22 protein-coding genes, 1 tRNA gene, 3 rRNA genes and 1 riboswitch are annotated in these 26,409 nt (G+C 32.9%); all 26 genes read right to left on the reverse strand.

Features of this window, described 5'->3' with window-relative positions; genetic code table 11:
- Positions 1–315: 315 nt before the first annotated feature.
- The 26 genes from KXZ80_RS14320 to KXZ80_RS14445 all read right to left on the reverse strand — a co-directional run bounded on the left by KXZ80_RS14320 (position 316) and on the right by KXZ80_RS14445 (position 26,351).
- Entirely contained in the window at positions 316–840 is a 525-nt protein-coding gene (locus KXZ80_RS14320; protein WP_021428410.1) for a peptidylprolyl isomerase, read from the reverse strand.
- A 99-nt stretch (positions 841–939) separates the two neighbouring features.
- Entirely contained in the window at positions 940–1,536 is a 597-nt protein-coding gene (locus tag KXZ80_RS14325) for an ATP/GTP-binding protein (protein ID WP_021431670.1), read from the reverse strand.
- Between the two features lie 104 nt (positions 1,537–1,640).
- Positions 1,641–2,384, reverse strand: coding sequence for a patatin-like phospholipase family protein (locus KXZ80_RS14330; protein WP_021431669.1), 744 nt, complete (start codon positions 2,382–2,384; stop codon positions 1,641–1,643).
- Positions 2,385–2,491: 107 nt separating this feature from the next.
- On the reverse strand, positions 2,492–3,790 hold the full coding sequence (locus KXZ80_RS14335; RefSeq protein WP_021431668.1) for a M18 family aminopeptidase: 1,299 nt from the start codon (positions 3,788–3,790) through the stop codon (positions 2,492–2,494).
- Positions 3,791–3,816: 26 nt separating this feature from the next.
- The gene (locus KXZ80_RS14340; protein WP_021431667.1) at positions 3,817–6,039 is read right to left on the reverse strand and encodes a DUF3553 domain-containing protein; all 2,223 of its coding nucleotides are present in this window, start codon (positions 6,037–6,039) and stop codon (positions 3,817–3,819) included.
- 207 nt (positions 6,040–6,246) lie between these two features.
- Positions 6,247–7,068: an energy-coupling factor ABC transporter ATP-binding protein gene (locus KXZ80_RS14345; protein WP_021431666.1), complete on the reverse strand. Its 822-nt coding sequence runs from the start codon at positions 7,066–7,068 to the stop codon at positions 6,247–6,249.
- Positions 7,069–7,077: 9 nt separating this feature from the next.
- Positions 7,078–7,758: a cobalt ECF transporter T component CbiQ gene (gene cbiQ / locus KXZ80_RS14350; protein ID WP_021431665.1), complete on the reverse strand. Its 681-nt coding sequence runs from the start codon at positions 7,756–7,758 to the stop codon at positions 7,078–7,080.
- Positions 7,752–8,051: an energy-coupling factor ABC transporter substrate-binding protein gene (locus tag KXZ80_RS14355; protein ID WP_021428421.1), complete on the reverse strand. Its 300-nt coding sequence runs from the start codon at positions 8,049–8,051 to the stop codon at positions 7,752–7,754. The genes cbiQ and KXZ80_RS14355 overlap by 7 nt, the downstream gene beginning before the upstream one ends.
- Positions 8,023–8,763 carry an energy-coupling factor ABC transporter permease gene (locus KXZ80_RS14360; RefSeq protein ID WP_021431664.1) on the reverse strand — a complete coding sequence of 247 codons (741 nt, stop codon included), beginning with the start codon at positions 8,761–8,763 and terminating at the stop codon, positions 8,023–8,025. Before KXZ80_RS14360 ends, KXZ80_RS14355 begins: the two co-directional genes overlap by 29 nt.
- Positions 8,764–9,093: 330 nt before the next feature.
- Positions 9,094–9,267: riboswitch (cobalamin riboswitch) on the reverse strand.
- Between the two features lie 224 nt (positions 9,268–9,491).
- Positions 9,492–9,893, reverse strand: a complete 402-nt coding sequence (locus KXZ80_RS14365) for a DUF1667 domain-containing protein (RefSeq protein WP_021428369.1) — start codon at positions 9,891–9,893, stop codon at positions 9,492–9,494.
- Between the two features lie 2 nt (positions 9,894–9,895).
- Positions 9,896–11,140, reverse strand: a complete 1,245-nt coding sequence (locus KXZ80_RS14370) for an NAD(P)/FAD-dependent oxidoreductase (RefSeq protein ID WP_021428484.1) — start codon at positions 11,138–11,140, stop codon at positions 9,896–9,898.
- Positions 11,130–12,590, reverse strand: a complete 1,461-nt coding sequence (locus KXZ80_RS14375; RefSeq protein ID WP_021431663.1) for an NAD(P)/FAD-dependent oxidoreductase — start codon at positions 12,588–12,590, stop codon at positions 11,130–11,132. The genes KXZ80_RS14370 and KXZ80_RS14375 overlap by 11 nt, the downstream gene beginning before the upstream one ends.
- Before the next feature lie 161 nt (positions 12,591–12,751).
- Positions 12,752–13,522 (reverse strand): glycerophosphodiester phosphodiesterase family protein, encoded by a 771-nt coding sequence (locus tag KXZ80_RS14380; protein ID WP_021431662.1) that lies wholly within the window; start codon positions 13,520–13,522, stop codon positions 12,752–12,754.
- Between the two features lie 92 nt (positions 13,523–13,614).
- A complete protein-coding gene (glpK, locus tag KXZ80_RS14385; RefSeq protein WP_021431661.1) occupies positions 13,615–15,150 on the reverse strand; it encodes a glycerol kinase GlpK in 1,536 nt (511 codons plus the stop codon).
- A gap of 46 nt (positions 15,151–15,196) precedes the next feature.
- On the reverse strand, positions 15,197–15,967 hold the full coding sequence (locus KXZ80_RS14390) for an MIP/aquaporin family protein (protein ID WP_021428400.1): 771 nt from the start codon (positions 15,965–15,967) through the stop codon (positions 15,197–15,199).
- Positions 15,968–16,180: 213 nt separating this feature from the next.
- Positions 16,181–16,732, reverse strand: coding sequence for a glycerol-3-phosphate responsive antiterminator (locus tag KXZ80_RS14395; RefSeq protein WP_021431660.1), 552 nt, complete (start codon positions 16,730–16,732; stop codon positions 16,181–16,183).
- Between the two features lie 354 nt (positions 16,733–17,086).
- Positions 17,087–17,632: an NADH peroxidase gene (locus KXZ80_RS14400; RefSeq protein ID WP_024619944.1), complete on the reverse strand. Its 546-nt coding sequence runs from the start codon at positions 17,630–17,632 to the stop codon at positions 17,087–17,089.
- Positions 17,633–17,792: 160 nt separating this feature from the next.
- Positions 17,793–18,338, reverse strand: coding sequence for an NADH peroxidase (locus KXZ80_RS14405; protein WP_119472458.1), 546 nt, complete (start codon positions 18,336–18,338; stop codon positions 17,793–17,795).
- A 381-nt stretch (positions 18,339–18,719) separates the two neighbouring features.
- Positions 18,720–19,169, reverse strand: a complete 450-nt coding sequence (locus KXZ80_RS14410) for a rhodanese-like domain-containing protein (RefSeq protein WP_021431657.1) — start codon at positions 19,167–19,169, stop codon at positions 18,720–18,722.
- Between the two features lie 519 nt (positions 19,170–19,688).
- A 5S ribosomal RNA gene (gene rrf, locus KXZ80_RS14415) occupies positions 19,689–19,805 on the reverse strand.
- A gap of 11 nt (positions 19,806–19,816) precedes the next feature.
- A tRNA-Gly gene (locus KXZ80_RS14420) sits at positions 19,817–19,890 on the reverse strand.
- A 56-nt stretch (positions 19,891–19,946) separates the two neighbouring features.
- Positions 19,947–22,861, reverse strand: a 23S ribosomal RNA gene (locus KXZ80_RS14425).
- Positions 22,862–23,024: 163 nt separating this feature from the next.
- A 16S ribosomal RNA gene (locus KXZ80_RS14430) occupies positions 23,025–24,526 on the reverse strand.
- The 16S, 23S and 5S rRNA genes sit together here with 1 tRNA gene alongside, the layout of an rRNA operon.
- 270 nt (positions 24,527–24,796) lie before the next feature.
- Positions 24,797–25,375, reverse strand: coding sequence for a precorrin-2 dehydrogenase/sirohydrochlorin ferrochelatase family protein (locus tag KXZ80_RS14435; protein ID WP_021431547.1), 579 nt, complete (start codon positions 25,373–25,375; stop codon positions 24,797–24,799).
- Between the two features lie 38 nt (positions 25,376–25,413).
- Positions 25,414–25,863 carry a hypothetical protein gene (locus KXZ80_RS14440; RefSeq protein ID WP_021431546.1) on the reverse strand — a complete coding sequence of 150 codons (450 nt, stop codon included), beginning with the start codon at positions 25,861–25,863 and terminating at the stop codon, positions 25,414–25,416.
- Positions 25,864–25,997: 134 nt separating this feature from the next.
- Positions 25,998–26,351, reverse strand: a complete 354-nt coding sequence (locus tag KXZ80_RS14445) for a carboxymuconolactone decarboxylase family protein (protein ID WP_021428159.1) — start codon at positions 26,349–26,351, stop codon at positions 25,998–26,000.
- Positions 26,352–26,409: the final 58 nt, after the last annotated feature.

The raw sequence follows: 26,409 nt of genomic DNA on the forward strand, positions 1-26,409 counted from the left end.
GAATTTAATTGAAAACAATGTATTATAAATCATTCTTTTACAATTTATGTCGCTTTAATTCTACTACACTTATTTTGTATTTTCTATAAATATAGAAAATACAAATAATAAGCTATATAATTATGTTTTTTAACTATAAAATAATCAACAAAAACTAAAAAGAGAGATTCTTAAAATTTAAGAATCTCTCTTCCTTTATATTCTTCACTCTTCTCATCCAAAAAGCGAAGTAGGATTGTATATTGATTGACGAAACACTTACAAACGCAGTTTGTCGTGTGAAGAAAATCAATATACAATCCTACAAACTGTCTACTACATTTTTTCTACGTCTGAATAGTCTTTTCCAAATGTCTCAACAGTAACTTTTTTCATTACTTGTGGAGTTTGAGGCTTGTCCATTCTATCTGTTCTTACAGAAGCTATTTCATCTACAACTTCTATACCTTCAATTATTCTACCAAATGATGCATATTGTCCATCTAAGTGTGGAGAATTAGCATGCATTAAGAAAAATTGTGATCCAGCTGAGTTTGGAGCCATTGTTCTAGCCATTGATATAACTCCTCTATCATGCTTTAAGTTGTTAGTATGTCCATTTTGAGTGAATTCTCCTCTTATTGAGTATCCTGGTCCACCCATTCCATTTCCATCAGGGCATCCACCTTGTATCATAAATCCAGGTATAACTCTGTGGAATGTAACTCCATCATAGTATCCTGATTCTACTAAAGATACAAAGTTTTTAACAGTATTAGGAGCTATATGTGGATATAACTCAACTTTTATTTGCTTTCCATTTTCCATTTCTATAGTTACTATAGGGTTTTTATTTTCCATTTTATGTACTTCCTTTCTTATGAGTTTTTTTATTCTCATTTTATATTATATACCAATAATAATAAAAAATCACAAAAATAAGCTACTTATTTAAGCAGCTTATTTTTCATCAGTTGAATCTAACAATTCAGTTTCTTCGTATTTAATATCTAATAAATCTAAAATTTGTTTTGCTCTATCTTTAGTAGATCCTGATACTTCTACATAATTTATATTCTCAGACTTTAAGAAACTTAATATAGCTTCATCTATTTGTATAGCAATACTTTCATCTTGCCATCTAACTCCATCTTTAACATATCCAAATTGTCTTGGAACATAAACTATCATATCATAGTTTTGTATATCTTCTATAGCTAGACAATATAAGTCTTTTAAAATTTGAATTTCTTTATTAGTTCTTTTTCTGTCACCTAACATAAATCTTCCATATACATATGGTACAAATGTAGCATAATCAGTTAGTGCATATTCAAACCCTGATAAATCATCTTCTATTTTCTTTTGACCTAAGTATATACCATATTGTTCAGATATAGTTTCTATCATACCTTTGTCTCTTAAATAGTCTGTTGAGTACTCTAACGCATAACCTACATCTAAGCCTGCTATTTTCATTTCAACGTATAAATGTTGTATTAATGTTGTCTTTCCACATCTAGGTCCACCTAGTACAGCAATTCTTTTAGTTGCCATAGTTTATATCAACTCCATTTTTATATTTCAAATTCAGAACCTTTTTATTATACTAGCATACGCAGATTTATTCAACATTTTGAGCCTAATTCCCATTTATTAGGCTAGAATATTAAAGATTTAGATATTTCATATCCTTCATTAAAAATTTGTTTACAAAATTCTCCTTCAAAATTTAAAGTAGCATTTTTACTAAATTCTATATTAGGTTTTACTACAATTATATTTTCTTCCTTATACGACTGCTTTACATAATCTGGTACTTCAAAATCTTTCTTCATAGTTATTAATACAATTTTATCAACTTTTTCATCTATCAATGGTTTTAATAACGTATTATTTATCATTCCTCCATCTAATTTATATCCATTATATATTCCATCCATTAAATCTTTTTTAAATTGCTCCGATGGACTTAAATCTTTTGAAGGTCTAAAAGGAAGTAGTGAACTATACTTTATACTGTCTAGGCCTTGCTCATAACTTTCTTTTGATATATCTACTACAACTTCATTCATTCTTGAATTATCAATTTGCACATAATTTACATAGAAGTTTTTCTTAATTTTAGAGTTATCCTCAAGTTTGCTTAATAAATCAATTGCTAAAGAGTTATCCACAGTATTATCAACTATTTTGACACCGTTTTCACCAATTGTCTGAATATTTATCCACATTTCTTTCAACTTGTTAACATTTTTTGTGTATATGTAATAACCATTTATTGCTCCTATTGAAGTTCCTGATATTACATCAAAGTCTAAACCTCTTTCACATAATCCATATATCACACCTGCTTGAAAGGCTCCTTTAGCTCCACCACCAGCTAAACATAATCCTATTTTCATACTAATTCACTCCTAACCTAAGTTTTTATTTATATAATAAATTTAGGGGGTGTATAAAGGTAAAAGCCTTTTATACATCCCCCCTTTTTAATTTATCTATTTAAATCTTATAATTCATAAAACTTTTTAAAAGTTTTATATATATCCATATGATCTTCTACGCATCCTAATTCTCTTATAGAGTGCATAGCTAATATTGGACTTCCAACATCAACAGATGGTATATCTATATGAGTAGATGATATAGGTCCAATTGTGCTTCCACCTCTTACATCAGATCTATTAACAAATTCTTGGCAGTTTACTCCTGCTTCTTTGCATATAGTTTTATACACAGCTATAGATTGGCTATCACTAGTATAAGCTTGGTTTGCATTTATTTTTATAACAGGCCCTTTCCCCATAACAGGTCTATTTGTTGGGTCATGCTTCTCTCCTACATTAGGATGAACTGCATGTGCAAGGTCTGCAGATATTATAAATGAAGAATATAAACTTCTAAAAAATTCTTCTCTATTTTGACCTAAACATAAAGATATTCTTTCTAATACATTTAATAGCATATTAGAATCAGCACCTTGCTTAGTTGAACTTCCAACTTCTTCATTATCAAATACAGCAACTACATTCACTCCATTTAATGATTTAGCATCTATAAGTGCATGTAAACTAGCATGCGCCATTGATAGGTTATCTAATCTTCCACAAGATATCATTTCTTCATTAGGCCCTATTAACATGCCTTTTTCATATTCGTATAAAAATAAATCAAAATCAATAATTTCTTCTATTTTTCTTCCTAATTCTTTAGCTATAGTTTTTAAAAGGAAGTTATCTTTTTCTAGAGAATCATTTAATAATCCCACTAATGGTAACATGTCTTTTTGCTTGTTAAGAGCTACACCTTCATTAACTTCTCTATTCATGTGTATTGCTAAATTAGGAATTATACATATAGGTTTATTTATATTTACTAAAGTTTCTTCAGGTCTTAATACACTTTCTCCTTTAAGTACAACTCTTCCTGCTATTGCTAACGGTCTATCTAACCATGTATTTAGTATAGGACCTCCATAGCATTCTGTATTTAATTTTAAGTAAGTTTTTTCAGCTTCCATTTCTGGATTTGGCTTAACTCTAAAAGATGGAGAATCTGAATGTGATCCTATTATTCTAAATCCATCTTCTTTTAAATTGTTAGTGTTTATGGTAAATGCAACTATTGCTGATGAGTTTTTAGTTGTATAGTATTTTCCATCTTGCTCTAGTTTCCATTCTTCTCTTGAGTCAAGTTTTTTAAACCCATTTAATTTTAATAACTCTTCAGATGTTTCTACTGAGTGAAAAGCTGTAGGGCTTTTCTCTATAAACCCTATTAAGTTTCTTGCAAATTCTTTTGAATTCATTACAAATCCCCCTTAAAACTTTTATTTTATAATAAATCAAGTGTCGTATATTCTTTATTTATCTTCTTTATACCTTGATTATTAAAAGCTATTGTTAAGTCAGATCCAACAGCTGCTACTACAGTTCCTACCCCAAATTTAGGATGATAAACCTTTGAACCTAATTTTATATCATCAGATGTAGGTTCTGGCTTATTTTCTTTTATAGTGGCATGTACCTTATTTGCTACACTAGCCTTATTCATAGATTTCATATATTTTTGCTTATATTTATCTAATATATTGTAATTAGCTTTAGAATAGCTTAATTCATGTTCTTCTTTATTTAATTTTTCTATACACTCCTCTGGAAGTTCTTCCATAAATCTAGATTGTATAGATGGATTAGTTTTTCCATAAAGAGTTCTTTTCTTTGTAAGTGTCATGAAAAGTTCTTTTTTAGCTCTTGTTATTCCAACATAACAAAGTCTTCTTTCTTCCTCTATATCAGATTCACTCATAGATCTTACTGCTCTAGATATAGGGAATAATCCTTCTTCCATACCAACTAAATGAACAACTGGAAACTCAAGTCCCTTAGATGTATGGATTGTCATAAGTGATACTCTGTCATTTTCTTCATCATCACTTTCTGTTGAAGTAAGAGCTACATTAGTTAAAAATGTTTCTAAATCTTTTTCTTCACTAGTATTTTCAAATTCAATAGCAATTGATATAAACTCTTTTAAGTTGTCTATTCTGTCTTGAGCGTCTTCATTTTTATCTTTTTCAAGTTCATCTAAATATCCAGTAACATCTAAAACTTTCTCTATAAGTTTACTTACTGAATAAGCATCCTTTATTACTCTAAGAGTTCCTACTAAATCTACAAATCCATTTATATTTGCTCTAGCTTTTGTAGATATATCAGAGTTAGTATCTACATCTAAAAGAACGGAGAATATACTCTCTTGCTTTAAGCTAGCTCTATCCTCTATTTTTTCTATTGTTCTAAGTCCAATTCCTCTTTTAGGAACATTTATTATTCTCTTTAAAGATATATCATCTTGGACATTTTGAAGAACTCTTAAGTATGCAACTAAATCTTTTATTTCTTTTCTTTCATAGAATTTAGTTCCTCCATATATATTATATGGTATTTGACTTCTATTTAAAGCATCCTCTATAGCACGAGCTTGTGCATTCGCTCTGTATAATACAGCAAAGTCTTTAAAAGGTTTGTTTTGCTTTCTATGAATTCTCCATATATTATCAGCAACAAAATCTGCTTCTTCTATCTCGTCTGATGTTACCTGTATCTTAATCTTTTCGCCTTCTTTTTGCTCACTCCAAAGTTTTTTTCTCTTTCTTTCTATATTATTAGAGATAACTGTATTAGCTGCATCTAATATAACTTGAGTTGATCTATAATTTTGTTCTAATTTTACTACATGAACATCATCATAGTCTCTTTCAAATTCAAGTATATTTCTTATATCTGCACCTCTCCATCCATATATACTTTGGTCATCATCTCCAACAACACATATGTTTTGATGCTCTTTAGCTAGCAACTTTATAAATTCATATTGAGCTTTACTTGTATCTTGATACTCATCTACCATTATATATCTAAATTTATTTATATAGTATGCTAGTACACTTTCTTCCGTTTTTAGTAACTCAACAGTTTTTATTATTAAATCATCAAAGTCTAGTGCACTATTTCTTTTTAAACGGTCTTGGTATAAAGTATATACATCTGCAATTTTACTCATTCTCGCATCATTTCTATGCATATCTTTATATTCTTTAGGACTTAATAATTTATCTTTTGCTCCAGAAATATAACTTATAACTACTTTAGGTTCAAAAGATTTATCACTTAAGTTTAATTCCTTTAAACAATCTTTAACTAAAGTAACTTGGTCTGAGCTATCATATATAACGAAAGATCTATTATATCCGATTCTATTTATATCTTTTCTAAGAATTCTAACACAGCATGAATGGAAAGTTGTTATCCACATATCTTTGACATCCGAATCTATAGTTTCTTCAACTCTTTCCTTCATTTCATTTGCAGCTTTATTTGTAAATGTTATTGCTAATATATTACTAGGATGTACTCCTTTATTTTTCATAAGATGAGCTATTCTTGTTGTTAAAACTCTCGTTTTTCCTGAACCAGCTCCTGCTAATATAAGCACTGGCCCTTCTGTTTTTAATACCGCTTCTTTTTGGGCGGGGTTTAGTGAATCTATATCCATCATTACCTCCTGATTGTATATGTTATATGTATATTTTAATCTATTATCTATATTTATTCAAATTTATTAAAAGCCCATATTAATCATATCCATTTTTTTAATTTTTTCTACAAAGAAAAAATCCTCAGATATATATCCAAGGATTAAATTTAGACTAAAGGTATTTATTTATTATATATATTAATCTTAACTTAATAAGATTAGGGGCTAATTATTAACAGAATTTATACATGTTTTATTAAAATAATCGTATAAATCCTCTTCTTTTTTAAATAAAGGTAAATTCATGTTTTTGTGTATTTTTACAAGCCATGGACTATTTAATCCTGCCTCTTTAATTTTCAAATCATCTTTAAAAACGTCATTAGAATTTCCTTCAATTGTTATCTTACCTTTATTTAAAACATATATATAGTCGCAAAGGTCATATATTAAATCCATATCATGACTCGATATAACTACCTTTACGCCCTTTTCACATAATTCTTTTAATATTTTTATAATAGCTTTTGTACTTATTGGGTCTAATCCAGCTGTTGGCTCATCTAATAAAACAACTTTGTTTTCCATAGCTATAACAGATGCTATAGCTACTCTTTTTTTCTGCCCATAGCTTAAAAAATGTACTGGCTTATCTATTAAATCTATCGCATTAACCAATTCTAATGCTCTATAAACTTTTTTATTTATTTCACTTTCTTCTAACCCTATATTTCTTAAAGAAAATGCAATGTCATCATATACTCTTGAATAAAATATCTGCTTATCTGGATCTTGAAATACTATACCTACATCTCTTCTTAAGTTATACAAGTCTTTCTTTTTATAACTTAATTCTTTACTATCATAAATAATTTTTCCTGATGAAGGTTTCAATATCCCCATTAAGTTCATAAATAAAGTTGACTTACCTGACCCATTTGAACCTATTATCCCAATCATATTCCCATTTGAAAAATCTAAACTTATATTGTCTAATGCTTTATTATTTTTTTCATATTTATATGTTAAGTTTTCTACTTTAAACATTTTAGTCTCCTATACGTGAAATTTACCATCATACAACTTTATATCTAAAGATATACTCATATCTTCATATCTTCTCATCATTCTAAAAAACAATGTTTTTATAAGCAATGACATTGAATTATATGATGTCATTAAATTCGTATACCCAAATTTTAGTTGTTGTGATTTATATATTTCTTCTGCTTCTTCTATAAATATAAATATAAATCTATAAATTAAAATCATCAATTCTATAAGTGTATGTGGAATATGTAGTTTTTTTAATACTATTATTAATTGATTAAATGGAGTCGTAAGTATTAAGAAATAAATTGATATAATACAACTCATAGCTCTAAGTAATATGTTTACTGAGCTTTTTACAGCAAATTCAGTAGTTCCTATGTATAATCCTAATATATTTACATTGAATATATAATCTTTATTTTCAAATGATATATTAATCAAATTTAATCCAATACCTATAATTAAAAAAATTATAGGTATTTTTAAACATTTAATGTATAGTTTCATATCTACTCTTGCTATAAATAGTATTAAAGCTGTCATAAATAGCATTATAAGTATATGTATATTTGCATTTTGGGTAAGCATAGAAGCTATAACTCCTATAAATGTAATTCCTAATTTTATCAATGGATTTACATCTTTTATATTATTTAAATATGCACAGTTGTCAATTTCTAACATTTATCTTTTTTTCCTTTTTTATATCCTAAAAAATATCCAATTATTCCTGCCCCTATAGCTGCTTGAGTAGAGAAAAGTAAACTTTCAATCTCACCACTAGGTGGTTCATATAAACTATTAAACCAAGGTTTATAATTAGGATTTATTTCACTAATTAAAGATTCTGCTTCTCCATCAGCACCTCCGTATTCAGCAGTTGAGTTTAATATTAACGGAGTTATTATTAAGATTACTGTTAAAATTAATAATAGTATATTTTTATTTCTAGTTTTGACTTTCGAATTTGTACTCATCTTCTACAACTCCTTCTTCATTTTGTGTTATTAAATTGTATACTAATGTAGTTAATAATCCTTCTGCAATTGCTATAGGTATTTGAGTTATAAAGAATACACCTAAAAATTTTACTAATGACCCTAATATACCTCCTGCTGGATCAGGAAATGCTAATGCTAATTGAGTTGCAGTTACAGTATATGTAGCTAAATCTCCTAATGCTGCTGAAAAAAATACACTTTTTCCTGTACTAATGTTTCTTTTTTTACAGAATTTAAATATTAAAAACGATACTATAGGACCTACTATAGCCATAGAAAAAGCATTTGCTCCTAAAGTTGTAAGTCCTCCATGCGCAAGAAGTATAGCTTGAAATAGTAAAGCTATACTTCCAACTACTGCCATTACAGATGGCCCAAACAATATTGCTCCTAGACCTACACCAGTAGGATGTGAACAACTACCTGTTAAAGATGGTATTTTTAAAGCTGATAGTACGAATACAAATGCACCTGCTAGAGCTAACAGTACTTTCTTTTTAGGATCAGCTTTTACTATTTTATTTATTGATTTTAACCCGTATATGAAAAATGGTATAAATACGACAGTCCATAATATAGACCATTGCATAGGTAAGAATCCTTCCATGATGTGCATTGCATGTGAAGTCACAGGATTTAAGATTACAAGTAGTAATCCTGCTATAACTGATAATTTTAAATAATTCATTTTAAATCCCTCTCTTTTTTTATTTAGTACATTATTGTTTCATGTGATAAAATGACTAAATCAACTCTAAGTTTTAAAGGGCATACATAAAAATTCGCTTTGCTCATGTCGCCAACGACTTCGTCCGTTGCTCAAAAAAATTTTTTTACGCCTAAAACCTAGTATTTTAATATAACTAAATTTTATAGAATACTATAGTTTTTTGTAAGCATACTTTACTTAAGCGTAAAAAAATCCCAATCTTTGGATTAGGATTTAATAACATGACAAAGTGGACATAGTACTTTTAAACTATGATACTTTCAATTATTTTCCTTCACCCCGAAGAACTTAATTTTTCAATTATAGGCAGGTCTCCTGGCTTAGCTTCTCTTTACTCCTTTTCCTTCCCGTAAAATTTACAGTGGTTTTAAAAGTTTCATCAGCTTTACAGTAGCGGGGGCTGCAGAGGATTTTAACCTCTTTCCCTATTAATTTTAAAAAACCTATAATCTCTAATATTTAATTATAATTTATCACATACTCTATCTATTATATATAATTCTATAAAAATTTCTATATTCCTCTAAAATTTTTATTTTTATTTTTTATACTTAAGTATATTTAACCAACTATATAGTTATTACTAAAATAAGTTATATACTTTAATAATTCTAACAATAAAAGTAACCTCCTTTAAATATATTTATATCTAAAGAAGGTTATTTTTATTGTCCATTAATTTTTTATTATATACAATCTCTTAATTCATGATCACTATTTTTATCACTTGTATTCATACTTTCCATACTCTTAGAACTTACAATATCAACACCTGTTCCTAATATGTCTTTAACTATAATATCTCCCACATTAACAGGTGCACATACGCATACTTTATCTAAAACTTTCATAATATCAAACATTAACTCTTTAGGCACAGAGTCATTAGTTTTAACTGGAAGTAAGTTTAAATAAGAACCGCTAAGTTTAACTGTAGTAGTTATAACTCTTCTTGGATTTGTAACTTCCTCAACTCCATATTTTGCTCCTCTTTTACATGTGTTTCCTTCTACTTTATATTCTCCATCAACTTTACTTACAACTAATGAACATCCCATTGGACATACTGTACAAGTAACATTTTTCATAATTATGCCTCCTCTACACTAACTATTATATTTCCTTTAATATCTTTGAATAAATCTTTACTAATTTTTATATTTTCCATCTCTGAAGGTATCATATGAGGTCTCTTTTTCTCTAGAATAATTTCATCGTTACTTCTAACAACTAACTTTTTATTTTTGCAAATTTCTCTTACTCTCATAAATAAGTTTACATCTTCATCACTGCTAACATCTATATTTTGAGGAACTATATATATAATTCCATTATCTGCAACTGTGTTAACTTCTTTATTTTTATTTAACTTATTTAAACAGTATAAAGCTGCATTCTTTCCAGCTATTTTACTTTCTTTTGTAACAAAATCAACTAAGTCATGAACATGAACAACATTCCCACATGCAAACACTCCATCTACATTTGTAGACATTGAATTATTTACAATAGGTCCACTAGTTTTATTGTCTAATACAACTCCAGCTTCAACACTTAATTCATTCTCAGGTATAAGCCCTACAGATAAAAGAAGAGTATCACAGCTTATATATTCTTCTGTTCCTTTTATAGGTCTTCTATTTTCATCTAGCTTGCTAATTGTAACCCCTTTTACTCTTTCTTTTCCATCTATATGTGTTATTCCTGTACTTAACATTAAAGGTATGTCAAAATCATCTAAACATTGAACAATATTTCTAGTTAATCCACTTGAATGTGGGTTTATTTCAACTACTGCCTTTACTTTAGCTCCTTCTAATGTCATACGTCTTGCCATTATAAGTCCTATATCACCAGACCCATATATAACAATTTCTTTTCCTACCATATATCCTTCCATATTAGAAAGTCTTTGAGCAGCTCCAGCATTATAAACTCCTGCTGGTCTATATCCAGGTATATCTATCGCTCCTCTTGTTCTTTCTCTACATCCCATTGCTAAAACTATAGCGTCTGCTTTTATATTTATTATTCCATCTTCACCTAAAGCTTCTATAGTCTTATCTTCACTTATATTTAAAACCATCGTATCTAGCATATATTCAATATTTTCTTGTTTAACCATTTCTATGAATTTATGAGCATACTCCGGTCCTGTTAATTCTTCTTTAAACTCATGTAATCCAAAACCATTGTGTATACATTGATTAAGTATTCCACCTAGTTCTCTATCTCTTTCTATTATAAGTACATCTTTTGCACCATTTCTTTTAGCTTCAACTGCTGCACCTAAACCTGCAGGTCCTCCTCCAACAACTACAACATTATATTTCAACTAACTCACCCCTTAATTCTTTTGATTTTCCTAATACAGTATTAGAGTTTTCGTAGTCTTTTAAAACATCTTCCACATCTATTTTAAGCTCTCTTGCTAATATTTCTATAACTTTAGGTCCGCAAAATCCACCTTGACATCTTCCCATACCTGGTCTTACTCTTCTTTTAACCCCATCTAGTGTTCTAGCTCCACATAGTGAATTTATTGCATCTACAATTTCACCTTCTGTTATACTTTCGCATCTACAAACTATTTTTTTGTATCTTGGATCCTTCTTCATAATTTCTTCTTTTTCTTCTTGAGTCATTTTTATGAAAGGTTTATTCTTATGTCTTTTAGACTCAAACTTTTTATTTTCACTTAACATTAATCCTTCTTCTTTAAGAATTTCTACAACATATTTTGCAACTGCTGGTGCTGATGCAAGGCCTGGTGATTCTATTCCTCCAACATTTATAAAGTTTTTACATTTCTTTGATGCAAATATCATAAAGTCTCCTGTATTTGGAGTTGCTCTAAGCCCTGCAAAACTAGTTATTGTTTTTCTGAAATCTATATTTTCTATAGTCTTTTTAGAGCTATTTACGATTTCACTAATTCCGTCTTTTGATGTAGATACATCTTCTTTTTCATCTACAGCAGTAGCATTTGGCCCTACTAATAAATTGCCATGCACTGTTTGTGTAACCAATACTCCTTTTCCTTTTTCAGTTGGACATTGGAATAAAACATGATTAGCAATTTTACCTTCGCTTTTATCTAATATTTTATATTCTCCTTTTCTAGGTATTATAAAATATTCGTCTCCACCTATCATGTTGTTTATCTTATCAGCGAAAACTCCAGCTGCATTTACAACATATTTAGCTTTTATATCATTTTTATTTTTTATTTTTATATTGAAGCAATCGTCTTCTTTAACTATGTCTGAAACTTCAGATTCTAGTTTTAAGTCTACTCCATTAAACATAGCATTTTCCATAAGTGCTATATTTAAGTTAAATGGACAAACAATTCCTGCACTCTCACAAAGTAATGCTCCAACTACATTTTCATTAACATTTGGTTCTAGTTCTAATACTTCTTCTTTATTTAATACTTTTAATCCAGTCGCTTTATTTTCTAATCCTCTTTCGTATAAACCTCTAACGTGTTTCATTTCTTCTTCATCAAATGCTAAAACTAACGATCCTGTTTGTTTAAAGTCTACGTTTAAATCTTTACATAAATCTTTATATAATTTATTACCTTCTATATTTAACTTAGCTTTTAAGCTTCCAACCTTTGCATCATATCCACCATGCACTATAGCACTATTTGACTTAGTAGTTCCTTGGCAAACTTCTATTCCTTTTTCTATAACTACTGTTTTTAAATTATACTTTGATAATTCTCTAGCTATGGCACTTCCACTTATCCCTGCTCCTATTATTGCTATATCATACATAATTTTGCCTCCTTGAAAAAAAATAGAGAGCCCCCCTATACAATGTATAGAAGGCTCTCTTATCTCTTCGCCATAATATTTCATTTTTTAAAATCGTTTTCCTTTTATAATTCTATATTATCATAGATTATTTTAACTGTCACTACCCTAAATTATTTGGATTATATATTTGCTTCACAAACTATATCCTCTTTGTACTTATATGATTTAGGGAATCTATCCGCTATATCTGTAAATATACCTGTAACCCCCCAATTAAATAGTTGATTAGCTCTTGCTAGGTCATTTACAGTCCAAACATTAATTTTATATCCATAACTTCTAAATTTTTCTACCATTTCTTTAGTTAATCCTTTATTTTGTGGATGTATATACTCAGCTCTACACATTTCCATTATAGAAGACCAATCATCGTGTAAATTGTATGTTTCAAATAAACATCCCACAGGAGTATTCGGGCTTAGATCTTTAAATTTAGACAACATTAATGGGTTAAAACTCGAAACGATAACTCTTACATCATCATCTAATTTATTTAAAGCTTTTACAAATCCCTCTATAAGATCTTGCGTTAATTCTTTACCTCCACAACATGACTTCAATTCAAAATTGACATTTAATTTATATTTATTTATCAATTCAATCAACTCATCTAAAGTTGGTATTCTTTCTCCAATATAATCATCACCAAACCAACTTCCTGCATCTATATCATTTAAATCTTCTTTACAAATATCATATAAAGACCCTGTTTTATTGCTACATCTATCTAATGTATCATCATGATTTATTACTAGAGTTTTATCTTTTAAAATATCAATGTCACATTCAAACCATTTTATTCCTTTATCCTTGCATAATGAAAACGCTGATAAAGTGTTTTCTGGTGCTAATGTAGACATTCCTCTATGAGCAAATAGTATTCTTTCCATTTTATCTCCTTTATTACTTAACACCAATATCTATATTTTTTAATTTTTTTACTACTTACTTCAATTATATAACTTTTATTAGTAATTTATCATTAATTTTTTACACTAGCTAACTCTTTTTCGAATTCTTCATCTTCTTTTGCCCATAAAAGAGATCTATTTACTGCTCTTTTCCATCCTTTGTATAATAAATTTCTTTTTTCTTCACTCATGTTTGGCTCAAATTCTTTTTCTAATGACACAGACTTTTTAATATCCTCTTTATTTTCATAGAATCCTACTGCTAACCCAGCAAGGTATGCTGCTCCTAACGCTGTAGTTTCAAGTACTTTAGGTCTATTTATGCTTACATTTAATATATCTGATTGGAACTGCATTAAGAAATTGTTAGCACTGGCTCCACCATCAACTTTAAGATTTTTAAGCTCTAAGCCTGAGTCTTCTTTCATAGCATTTAACACATCTTTTACTTGATATGCTATTGATTCAAGTGTAGCACGAACTAAGTGAGCTCTGTTAGCTCCACGAGTAAGCCCCATAACAGATCCTCTTGCATACATATCCCAATACGGTGCTCCAAGTCCTGCAAAAGCTGGAACTACATATACACCATTAGTATCTTTTACACTTTCAGCATAGAATTCACTTTGCTTAGCATCATATAATATTCTTAATTCATCTCTTAACCATTGTATAGATGCTCCACCTATAAATATACTTCCTTCTAGCGCATACTCTACTTTGCCATCAACACCCCAAGCTATAGTTGTAAGTAATCCATTTTTTGATTCAACCATCTTCTCTCCAGTGTTCATAAGCATAAAACAACCTGTTCCATAAGTATTTTTAGCGCATCCTTCTTCAAAACAAGTCTGACCAAATAATGCTGCTTGTTGGTCTCCTGCACATCCAGCTATAGGAATTTCTGCTCCACCTAACATATACTCATCAGTGTTTCCGTATATATAGCTAGATGGTTTAACATCTGGTAACATACTTTTTGGTATATCCAGTATTTCTAATATTTCATCATCCCATTTTAAATCTTTTATATTATATAACATTGTTCTTGCTGCATTTGAGTAATCTGTAACATGCACCTTACCTCTAGTTAAGTTCCATATTAACCATGTATCTACTGTTCCGAATAATAATTCTCCATTTTCAGCTTTCTCTCTAGCACCCTCAACATTATCAAGTATCCATTTTATCTTAGTTGCTGAGAAATATGCATCAAGAATCAATCCTGTTTTATCTTTTATTTTATCTTTATATCCTTTAGCTTCTAATTCATCACATATCTGAGATGTTCTTCTACATTGCCATACAATTGCGTTATATACCGGCTTACCTGTATTCTTATCCCAAACTATAGTAGTTTCTCTTTGATTTGTTATACCAATACCACAAACTTGTTCTGGTTTAATGCCATTAGTTTCTAACACTTCTCTCATTACACCACTTTGACTTCCCCATATTTCCATAGGATTGTGCTCTACCCATCCTGGCTTTGGATAAAATTGAGTAAATTCTTTTTGTGACGTAGCTACTAAATTTCCTTCTTTATCAAATAATATAGCTCTTGAACTTGTAGTTCCTTGGTCTAATGCCATCATATATTTTTTCATATCGCTTTGCCTCCAATGATTATTTATTTTAAATCCTTGATGTATTTTAATTCATGTACTTTTTAACGCCTTTATCGAATACAAATCCTGCAAGAATAGCTCCTATTATAGGTCCTACTATAGGTACCCAAAAATACATGTCAGGTCCTAGTGCTCCGCTTCCCCAACCTGCTAAAACAGCAAACATCTTAGGTCCAAAATCTCTTGCTGGATTCATTGCAAAGCCTGTTAATACTCCAAAACTAGCTCCTATTATAGCTATTGTTATCCCTATAAAAACTGGTGCTAAATTTGACATAGGTTTGTTTGAATTTTTTTCTTCGCCTACTGCTAATATCACTATGACTAACAACATAGTTATGAAAGTTTCTACAAGTAATGCATCAAATGAGTTTAATGCAGCATTTGGATAAGTAGAAAATATACCTGCTGTAGTAAGTCCGTTTGAACCAGCTCTTACTATATTATTTGCATTCTCAAATGATAAGAATAGCTTATTAAATAATAAGTAAACTGTTGCTGCTCCTGCAAAACATCCTAGTATTTGAGCAATAATATATGGCAATACTTTTTTCTTTGGAAAATCTCTGTGTACCATTAATGCAATTGTTACAGCTGGATTTATATGAGTACCTGACACTGCTCCAGTTACATATATTGCAATTGTTACAGCTAACCCCCATATTATTCCTATTTCCCATTGAGAAACATCTGCTCCACTTAATACCATAGATGCTACAGCTCCACACCCTATAAAAATCAATATCCATGATCCAATAAATTCAGATATGCACTCTCCTAATAAAGTCTTTTTCAACTCAATACCTCCCTTGATATTTTATGTAATTAGTCAAATAAGGCAAAAAAACAGAGAGCTCCTATCATTTTTATAGGGGGCTCTCTCATCTCCAGCCAGTTATTAATTTAATTAAATGCTATCACGAAAACATTTTCCAGTCAATAAAATACTTTGTTAGATATTTAATAAACTAAACTGCTATATCAATTGAAAAAGCTACTTTTTTGTTAATTACCACATCTCAATATCCGTAGTAGATATAGCCATAGCTCCAGCTGATAATCCACCAATTATTTCTTCTTTTCTATCTATTAATCCTCCACATATAATAGGTACGTTAGGATAAGTTTTGTTCATTTTTTTTATTACCTTTTGAATTACACCTGGCATAATCTCTATTGCATCTGGTTTTACTCTCTTTAAACTTTCAATTGCATTCTCAAGAGACATAGAATCTATAAAGAAAAATCTTTGAACAACTTTTAAATCTAACTCTATAGCTCTTTTAACTATATTAGTTTTAGTTGTTATTATCCCATCCAAATTGAATTCTTTTTTCATATAATCTACAGCTATAGGACTAGATGAAAGCCCTGTTATCATATCAATATGAACAAATACTTTCTTATTGTGTTCATGTAAAATTTGTATTTTTTCTTTTAAAGTAAGGATATCTTCATTTAATAAAAAAACAATATCTCCGTCTGAATTTGCAGCATCTTCTAAATGTGCATCACCCTTTATCGCACAAATTATTGGGTTTAATTCTAATAATTCTTTCATATATGCCTCCTCGCTTTTGCTCCAATCTATTATTTATTTAAATTTAAAACAATAAATTATGTGTAGCAAAACCTTTGCCTTTTATAAAATTTATTATATCACTTTTTTTAAAATAAGATATTATTGTTTTTTAATTTTAAATTTTATTATAAAACATTTCTTTATAAAATATTTTATAAAGTATGTGTTTTTTGTTAGTATTTTATCATTCAGTGTAAAACTTCCAAAAATTTTTCATAAATAGTACATACTATATATTCATTTTTTATATAAATTTTATTTTAAATCACAAAATAAGCCCTCATATTAGTAAATTAATTTACTAATATGAGGGCTTATTTATATATCTAATTATTATTTTCCAAAATGTCTATTTAATAATCCTAAGAATGCTTTTCCATGTCTAGCTTCATCTTTACACATTTCATGTACTGTATCATGTATAGCATCTAATCCTAATTCTTTAGCTTTTTTAGCTAATTTTAATTTTCCATCAGTTGCTCCGTATTCAGCTTCTACTCTTGCTTTTAAGTTAGCTTGTGTATCTGCTACTACTACTTCTCCTAATAACTCTGCAAATTTAGCTGCATGTTCTGCTTCTTCAAATGCTATTCTCTTATATGCTTCTGCTACTTCTGGATATCCTTCTCTGTCTGCTTGACGACTCATTGCTAGGTACATTCCTACTTCTGTACATTCACCTGTGAAGTTAGCTCTTAATCCTTCTATTACTTCTGGATCTATTCCTTGAGCTACCCCTATTCTATGCTCGTCTGCCCAAACCATTTCACCTTTCATTTCTTCGAACTTATCAGCTCCTACTTTACATACTGGACAAATCTCTGGTGCTGTTTCTCCTTCATGTATATATCCGCATACTGTACAAACAAATTTTTTCATGTTTAAAATCCTCCCTGTATTTAATGTAATTTTTAATTTTCCACGTTAATTATCAGTAATTTGTTAACGTTTTTCCTAGTGCCTAAATATATACCCAAAATATGTTGCTTTAAACACATTTTTAGATATATATTTAAGCTATTTATCCAATCTCTATATATTATTTCCCAAAATGTCTATTTAATAATCCTAAGAATGCTTTTCCATGTCTAGCTTCATCTTTACACATTTCATGTACTGTATCATGTATAGCATCTAATCCTAATTCTTTAGCTCTTTTAGCTAATTTTAATTTTCCATCAGTTGCTCCATATTCAGCTTCTACTCTTGCTTTTAAGTTAGCTTGTGTATCTGCTACTACTACTTCTCCTAATAACTCTGCAAATTTAGCTGCATGTTCTGCTTCTTCAAATGCTATTCTCTTATATGCTTCTGCTACTTCTGGGAATCCTTCTCTGTCTGCTTGACGACTCATTGCTAAGTACATTCCTACTTCTGTACATTCACCTGTGAAGTTAGCTCTTAATCCTTCTATTACTTCTGGATCTATTCCTTGAGCTACTCCTATTCTATGCTCGTCTGCCCAAACCATTTCACCTTTCATTTCTTCGAACTTATCAGCTCCTACTTTACATACTGGACAAATCTCTGGTGCTGTTTCTCCTTCATGTATATATCCGCATACTGTACAAACAAATTTTTTCATATTAAAATCCTCCCTTTAACCTTATATATATTAATTTAATTAGTTTCTAAATTGTTGTTAACTTGTTATAGTATATATATACCCGTCGACTATCTTACTAAACATAAATTTTAAATAAATCTTATAAAATTTTTAATTATCATAATTATTATAAAATTTTAACTAAAATAACCAATTCTATTAAATGTTGCTTATATTTAATATACCAATCTATGTGTTTCTTAAAACTTATTTAATTTAATTTTTAATAAATTAAATCTACTTCACACTAAAAACATATTGTATTGCTAAAAGTAAATTTTATGTATTATTAACAAGCCTTCAATAAGTATAACTCAGTTAAGCGCAAAAAAGCTACCTATAATATAGATAGCTTTAAATTTATTTTTCTAATAATTCTTTGTAAGGCCAACCTTTTTGTCCATTTTCTAATATAAACATTCTGTCTGATTTTATTCCTTTAGATTCTAAATAGTTTATTGTATTTTTAGCTCCACCGCCACCACCTGGGCATACAACTACTATAGGATTATTATTTTCTTCTAACTTAGGTAAAACTGTATCTATCTTAGCTTTTTCTTCATCCTTTTCTGCTGGATAAGCATAAGTAGGTATAGTTCCCTCTATATGATGCTTATCATAGTCTTCTTTAGGTTGTATATCTACAAGTGTAATATCTTTTTTACTTTCTATTGCTTCTTTTAATTGATCTGCTGTATAGTAGTTATATTTCTTTTCACCTTCAGCAGATTCTTTATCTTTGCTACCACATCCAACTAGAGATAACGTTATCACTAGAAGCATACTACATAATAATAATATTTTCTTCATAATTCCCCTCCTGATTTGTTATACTATTAAATTTTAACATTATTAGACAATTCATTTCCAATAGTTTTTATCTATTTTAAACTTAAATTCAATAGTTTTTACCTATATTACCCATTTATATTTGTTTATCTTTTATTATCTCTTTATTTCATACCATAGCTACATAATTCTTTTTTTATTTTATACAACAAAATTGGTTAAGATTTAGTTTGCAGCGTAGCGGTCATTCAAAGCATCTTCCCTTATTTCTTCATATCTTACTGTACAAGCGTGATCTTTTTTATTTTATACATCAAAAAATGGTTAGTATTAAGTTACAATGCAGAAGTCATTTTAAAGCATCTTCTCTTATCCTTTAACTCATACCGTACAAGCGTAATCCTTCTTTATTTTGCACAACAAAAAGTGGTTAAGGTTTAGTTTGCAACGCAGAGGTCATTCAAAGCATCTTCTCAGCTTTATGACCCAAGTGCAAACTAAATCTTAACCACCGCAAATCCACGTAAAATAAAAAAGATTACGCGGCTACGTCCTACTCTCCCAGGCAGCTTCCCACCAAGTACCATCGGCGCTAAAGAGCTTAACTTCTGTGTTCGGAATGGGAACAGGTGTATCCTCTTTGCTATAATAACCACATAATCTTTATTTGGAGCGGGTGAAGGGGATCGAACCCTCACAGCCGGCTTGGAAGGCCGGAACTCTACCATTGAGCTACACCCGCATATATTTTGAATTAGTACTCTAAAAACTGAATAACATTTATAAGATTAAATAATCTTGGTCAAGTCCTCGATCTATTAGTATCGGTAAGCTACATACATTGCTGCACTTACACCTCCGACCTATCAACCAGGTAGTCTTCCTGGGATCTTACCCTTACGGTGGGAAATCTTATCTTGAAGTTGGCTTCGCGCTTAGATGCTTTCAGCGCTTATCCATTCCGTACATAGCTACCCAGCCATGCCCTTGGCAGAACAACTGGTACACCAGAGGTACGTCCATCCCGGTCCTCTCGTACTAAGGACAGGTCTCCTCAAATTTCCTACGCCTGCGACGGATAGGGACCGAACTGTCTCACGACGTTCTGAACCCAGCTCGCGTACCACTTTAATGGGCGAACAGCCCAACCCTTGGGACCTACTACAGCCCCAGGATGTGATGAGCCGACATCGAGGTGCCAAACCTCCCCGTCGATGTGGACTCTTGGGGGAGATAAGCCTGTTATCCCCAGGGTAGCTTTTATCCGTTGAGCGATGGCCCTTCCATGCGGAACCACCGGATCACTAAGTCCGACTTTCGTCCTTGCTCGACCTGTATGTCTTGCAATCAAGCTCTCTTCTGCCTTTACACTCTACGCACGATTTCCGACCGTGCTGAGAGAACCTTTGAGCGCCTCCGTTACTCTTTGGGAGGCGACCGCCCCAGTCAAACTGCCCACCTGACAGTGTCCCAATACCTGATTCAAGGTATCTGGTTAGAATCTCAGTACTACAAGGGTGGTATCCCAAGGATAGCTCCACCGAGACTGGCGTCCCGATTTCATAGCCTCCCACCTATCCTGTACATGTAGCACCAAAATTCAATGTCAAGCTACAGTAAAGCTCCATGGGGTCTTTCCGTCCTGTCGCAGGTACCCGGCATCTTCACCGGGATTACAATTTCACCGAGTCTGTTGTTGAGACAGTGCCCAAATCGTTACGCCTTTCGTGCGGGTCGGAACTTACCCGACAAGGAATTTCGCTACCTTAGGACCGTTATAGTTACGGCCGCCGTTTACTGGGGCTTAAGTTCACTGCTTCGGATAAATCCTAACAGATCCCCTTAACCTTCCAGCACCGGGCAGGCGTCAGCTCCTATACATCGTCTTGCGACTTAGCAGAAACCTGTGTTTTTGGTAAACAGTCGCTTGGGCCTATTCTCTGCGGCCACCTCGGGCGTTAACCCTAACGTGGCACCCCTTCTCCCTAAGTTACGGGGTCATTTTGCCGAGTTCCTTAACAACAGTTCTCTCGCTGGCCTTAGGATACTCTCCTCACCCACCTGTGTCGGTTTGCGGTACGGGCACCTTTAATCTCGATAGAAACTTTTCTCGACAGTGTGAAATCAGCTACTTCGCTACTTAATTTCGCTCCCCATCGTACCCCAGCATTATCATGGCGGATTTGCCTGCCTTGACTGCCTCAGTACTTAGCCACACATAACCAACAGTGTGGTTAGCTTATCCTACTGTGTCATTCCATCTCTCAAACGATTATCGGTGGTACAGGAATCTCAACCTGTTGTCCATCACCTACGCCTTTCGGCCTCGGCTTAGGTCCCGACTAACCCAGGGCGGACGAACCTTCCCCTGGAAACCTTGGGTTTACGGCCCGTGGGATTCTCACCCACGTCTCGCTACTCATGCCAACATTCTCACTCCTATACTGTCCACACGTCCTTACGGTCATGCTTCAGCCTGCATAGGAAGCTCCCCTACCTATCATAAATGATATCGTAGCTTCGGTAGTAAGTTTTAGCCCCGGTAATCTTCGGCGCAGGATCACTCGACCAGTGAGCTATTACGCACTCTTTAAATGAGTGGCTGCTTCTAAGCCAACATCCTGGTTGTCTATGCAATCCCACATCCTTTACCACTTAACTTACATTTAGGGACCTTAGCTGACGATCTGGGCTGTTGCCCTCTCGACTATGAATCTTATTACCCACAGTCTGACTCCCAAGTATAAAATAACGGCATTCGGAGTTTGATAATCTTCGGTAAGCGCAATGCCCCCTAGGATATTCAGTGCTCTACCTCCGTATTTCTCAACCTTGAGGCTAGCCCTAAAGCTATTTCGGGGAGAACCAGCTATCTCCGAGCTCGATTGGAATTTCACCGCTATCCACAAGTCATCCCCGAGCTTTTCAACGCTCGTGGGTTCGGACCTCCACGAAATTTTACTTTCGCTTCATCCTGCTCATGGATAGGTCGCTCGGTTTCGGGTCTACGACAGCAAACTTAACGCCCATTTAAGACTCGCTTTCACTACGGCTCCATACCTTAAGTACTTAACCTAGCTTACTATCGTAACTCGTTGGCCCGTTCTACAAAAAGTACGCGGTCACACATATAAAGTGCTTCCACAGCTTGTAAGCGCAGGGTTTCAGGTTCTATTTCACTCCCCTCCCGGGGTTCTTTTCACCTTTCCCTCACGGTACTATGCGCTATCGGTCACTAAGTAGTATTTAGCCTTGGAGGATGGTCCCTCCTGCTTCCCACAGGGTTTCACGTGTCCCGTGGTACTCTGGATCACATCTAAAGTCTTCTCGTTTCAACTACGTGGCTATTACACTTTATAGCGGAGCTTTCCAACTCTCTTCGTTTACGATACCTCTTTGTTGATGATGTGTCCGCAACCCCAGCGAAGAAAACTTCACTGGTTTGGGCTATTCCGCGTTCGCTCGCCGCTACTTACGGAATCGAATTTCTTTCTTTTCCTCCGGGTACTTAGATGTTTCAGTTCCCCGGGTTCCCCTCACTAAGCTATGTATTCACTTAATGATACTTAGACATTACTCTAAGTGAGTTTCCTCATTCGGAAATCTTCGGATCAAAGTTTACGTGCAACTCCCCGAAGCTTATCGCAGCTTATCGCGTCCTTCATCGGCTCTTAGTGCCAAGGCATCCGCCCTGCGCCCTTAATAACTTGACCAGTTATTAAAAGTGTTATTTTTTGAAGAGTTTTCTTCTCTTATAATTGGTTTATTTAATCATCACTAAATGTTATGCAGTTTTCAAAGTACTAAAGTACAATTAAGTACTAATTTTGAGAACAATAAGCTCTCAAAATTAAACAGTAGGCAATTACTCCTTAGAAAGGAGGTGATCCAGCCGCACCTTCCGATACGGCTACCTTGTTACGACTTCACCCCAGTCATTGGTTTCACCTTCGACGGCCGCTTCCTAAAAGGTTAGCTAACCGGCTTCGGGCGCCCCCAACTTCCATGGTGTGACGGGCGGTGTGTACAAGACCCGGGAACGCATTCACCGCAGCATTCTGATCTGCGATTACTAGTAACTCCAGCTTCATGTAGGCGAGTTTCAGCCTACAATCCGAACTGAGAATGGCTTTAAGGGATTAGCTCCACCTCGCGGCTTGGCAACCCTCTGTACCACCCATTGTAGCACGTGTGTAGCCCTAAGCATAAGGGGCATGATGATTTGACGTCATCCCCACCTTCCTCCGAGTTATCCTCGGCAGTCCCTCTAGAGTGCCCAACTTAATGCTGGCAACTAAAGGCAAGGGTTGCGCTCGTTGCGGGACTTAACCCAACATCTCACGACACGAGCTGACGACAACCATGCACCACCTGTCACCACTGTCCCCGAAGGGAAATCTCCGATTAGGGAGAGGTCAGTGGGATGTCAAGCTTAGGTAAGGTTCTTCGCGTTGCTTCGAATTAAACCACATGCTCCGCTACTTGTGCGGGTCCCCGTCAATTCCTTTGAGTTTCACTCTTGCGAGCGTACTTCCCAGGCGGAGTACTTAATGCGTTAGCTGCGGCACCGAGGGGGGTAACCCCCGACACCTAGTACTCATCGTTTACGGCGTGGACTACCAGGGTATCTAATCCTGTTTGCTCCCCACGCTTTCGTGCCTCAGTGTCAGTTACAGTCCAGAGAGCCGCCTTCGCTACTGGTATTCCTCCTAATATCTACGCATTTCACCGCTACACTAGGAATTCTACTCTCCTCTCCTGCACTCAAGTTCTCTAGTTTCAAAAGCTTACTACGGTTGAGCCGTAGCCTTTCACTTCTGACTTAAAAAACCACCTACGCACCCTTTACGCCCAGTAATTCCGGATAACGCTAGCCCCCTACGTATTACCGCGGCTGCTGGCACGTAGTTAGCCGGGGCTTCCTCCTCAAGTACCGTCATTATCTTCCTTGAGGACAGAGCTTTACGACCCGAAGGCCTTCATCGCTCACGCGGCGTTGCTGCATCAGGCTTTCGCCCATTGTGCAATATTCCCCACTGCTGCCTCCCGTAGGAGTCTGGACCGTGTCTCAGTTCCAGTGTGGCCGATCACCCTCTCAGGTCGGCTACTGATCGTTGCCTTGGTAAGCCATTACCTTACCAACTAGCTAATCAGACGCGGGTCCATCCTGTACCGCCGGAGCTTTGATACAAAAGCCATGCGACTTTCATATGTTATCCCGTATTAGTATACCTTTCGGTATGTTATCCGTGTGTACAGGGCAGGTTACCCACGCGTTACTCACCCGTCCGCCGCTCTCTCCGAAGAGATCGCTCGACTTGCATGTGTTAGGCACGCCGCCAGCGTTCATCCTGAGCCAGGATCAAACTCTCAAATATAATTTAAAAAGTTGTCCATCGCTCAGCTAATCATTATCTGAATATCTGGCTTGGTTGTTTGTGTTTAATTCTTTAAAAAAGAATTTTTATAATTAACCTACTGTTTAATTTTCAAAGTTCATTTTCTCTTTTGTGTTTCGTCCGTTTCTTAAGGACAAGTAATACTTTACCATCATTTGAAAATAACGTCAATACTTTTTAAAAACTTTTTTCTATATTTTTATTTATTTTATATGAAATTACCTCTTCTTCCTTCAAATTTCAACATTTTTAAACTGTATATTTTTTTAGTTCTTCAATGTTTAAATTTATAATTTCATTTAGTAATTGCTTTTTTCTAACTGGATCATCATATTTTTTTAAGATTTTACATCTTAATTCCCCTAGTAATTGTATATATTCTTCATAACTATCATCATAAACTCTTTCTAAATCTTTTTTTATCTTCGATGCTAATGATGGACTTTTTCCTGAAGTGGATACTCCTATAATAAGATCTCCTCTTTTAATGGTAGCTGGCACTATATAGCTAGATAATGTTGGATCATCTACTACATTTACAAGTTTATTTTTTTCAGCACAATACATGCCTATAGACTTATTTACATCTCTATTATTAGTAGCTGCAACAACAATAAAACTATTTTCTATATATTCTTCTTTATATTCATCTCTTATTAGTTCAGTTTTATTTTCTATATCTTTAAATCTTTCATCGAAGTCTAAAGATATAACCTTAACCTTATATCCAAAATCAATAAAGTTCTTTGCTTTCCTATAAGCTATTTTCCCACCTCCGATAATTGTTATCTCTTTACAATCTAAGTTCACCATGATAGGATAGTTCATTTTATAATTCCTTTCTATTCTTTTAATGTCTATTACTATTATATACCACCTACTTCTTTTTCTACCTCTTTTTGAACTCTTCCAAACGATATTTCTTTATCTTCTGCCCCTGTATATACGTACGCTTTAGTTAAGTCTTCAACCGTACTCTCTAGTTCTTGCATAAATTGAGTATATGCAAATTCAAATTTAGGATCACTTTCATCTTTTCCAAAAACACTATAAACTAGCGATTCTATCATTTGATCCATACCCCATAATTTAAGATGTATGAGCTCGTGAATTACTAAAGCTTCTAAGTTAGTATGTTTTCTGTTGAAATTATTTATCATAAGAACAGCTTGTTTTACATCTCTATCTATCTTTATATCTCCACTTTTTCTCCATTCTTTATCAACTAACTCAATTTTAATATCCCAATCTCTAATTCTAAGAATATCTTGCCACTTATTCAAATATTGTTCTACTAAATCTTTCTTTAATTCCATAAATACTTCTCCTTTTTAATTACAAAAATAAATAACTTTAATATGTTTATTTCTACAATCAAAAAGGAGTACCTCTATTTTTATTATAGAAATACGCCTAACTAGTAACTATTTATTATATTAATATATTTATATTAAATAAAATCTTTTTCAAACTCATCTATACAATCTTTTAGTAAAGTAGCACTATACGCCATAGAAGGTCCTCCTCCAAACCCAACTGCAACCATAGCTGCTTCCATTATTTCCTCTCTTGTAGCTCCAAGCTCTAATGCTGCATATGTATGGCAAACTATACAATACTCGCAACGATTATATATACCTATCGCTACACTTATAAGCTCTTTTGTTTTAGTAGTTAAAGCTCCTTCTTTATAGCCAGAGTTTAAAAGCCCCATAAATGCTTCTACATTTTCTTGGTTTGTTTCACTTATAGCCCCTAATCCTTCTTTAAATGAATTTAATATTCCTCTTACGTCTTTTTTCATGTTAAATCCCCCTTATGTTATAAGCCCTTAAAAATAGTTAGTATACTAACTTTATTTG

The organism is Paraclostridium bifermentans, assembly GCF_019916025.1.
GTDB lineage: Bacteria > Bacillota > Clostridia > Peptostreptococcales > Peptostreptococcaceae > Paraclostridium > Paraclostridium bifermentans.

Bases quoted from the DNA above. Each gene is read 5' to 3' on its own strand.
- KXZ80_RS14320 (WP_021428410.1), bottom strand. From the start codon at position 840: ATGGAAAATAAAAACCCTATAGTAACTATAGAAATGGAAAATGGAAAG.
- KXZ80_RS14325 (WP_021431670.1), bottom strand. From the start codon at position 1,536: ATGGCAACTAAAAGAATTGCTGTACTAGGTGGACCTAGATGTGGAAAG.
- KXZ80_RS14330 (WP_021431669.1), bottom strand. From the start codon at position 2,384: ATGAAAATAGGATTATGTTTAGCTGGTGGTGGAGCTAAAGGAGCCTTT.
- KXZ80_RS14335 (WP_021431668.1), bottom strand. From the start codon at position 3,790: ATGAATTCAAAAGAATTTGCAAGAAACTTAATAGGGTTTATAGAGAAA.
- KXZ80_RS14340 (WP_021431667.1), bottom strand. From the start codon at position 6,039: ATGGATATAGATTCACTAAACCCCGCCCAAAAAGAAGCGGTATTAAAA.
- KXZ80_RS14345 (WP_021431666.1), bottom strand. From the start codon at position 7,068: ATGTTTAAAGTAGAAAACTTAACATATAAATATGAAAAAAATAATAAA.
- cbiQ (WP_021431665.1), bottom strand. From the start codon at position 7,758: ATGTTAGAAATTGACAACTGTGCATATTTAAATAATATAAAAGATGTA.
- KXZ80_RS14355 (WP_021428421.1), bottom strand. From the start codon at position 8,051: ATGAGTACAAATTCGAAAGTCAAAACTAGAAATAAAAATATACTATTA.
- KXZ80_RS14360 (WP_021431664.1), bottom strand. From the start codon at position 8,763: ATGAATTATTTAAAATTATCAGTTATAGCAGGATTACTACTTGTAATC.
- KXZ80_RS14365 (WP_021428369.1), bottom strand. From the start codon at position 9,893: ATGAAAAATGTTACTTGTACAGTATGTCCAATGGGATGTTCATTAGTT.
- KXZ80_RS14375 (WP_021431663.1), bottom strand. From the start codon at position 12,590: ATGTATGATATAGCAATAATAGGAGCAGGGATAAGTGGAAGTGCCATA.
- KXZ80_RS14380 (WP_021431662.1), bottom strand. From the start codon at position 13,522: ATGGAAAGAATACTATTTGCTCATAGAGGAATGTCTACATTAGCACCA.
- glpK (WP_021431661.1), bottom strand. From the start codon at position 15,150: ATGAAAAAATATATGATGGCATTAGACCAAGGAACTACAAGTTCAAGA.
- KXZ80_RS14395 (WP_021431660.1), bottom strand. From the start codon at position 16,732: ATGAAAGAATTATTAGAATTAAACCCAATAATTTGTGCGATAAAGGGT.
- KXZ80_RS14400 (WP_024619944.1), bottom strand. From the start codon at position 17,632: ATGAAAAAATTTGTTTGTACAGTATGCGGATATATACATGAAGGAGAA.
- KXZ80_RS14405 (WP_119472458.1), bottom strand. From the start codon at position 18,338: ATGAAAAAATTTGTTTGTACAGTATGCGGATATATACATGAAGGAGAA.
- KXZ80_RS14410 (WP_021431657.1), bottom strand. From the start codon at position 19,169: ATGAAGAAAATATTATTATTATGTAGTATGCTTCTAGTGATAACGTTA.
- KXZ80_RS14435 (WP_021431547.1), bottom strand. From the start codon at position 25,375: ATGAACTATCCTATCATGGTGAACTTAGATTGTAAAGAGATAACAATT.
- KXZ80_RS14440 (WP_021431546.1), bottom strand. From the start codon at position 25,863: ATGGAATTAAAGAAAGATTTAGTAGAACAATATTTGAATAAGTGGCAA.
- KXZ80_RS14445 (WP_021428159.1), bottom strand. From the start codon at position 26,351: ATGAAAAAAGACGTAAGAGGAATATTAAATTCATTTAAAGAAGGATTA.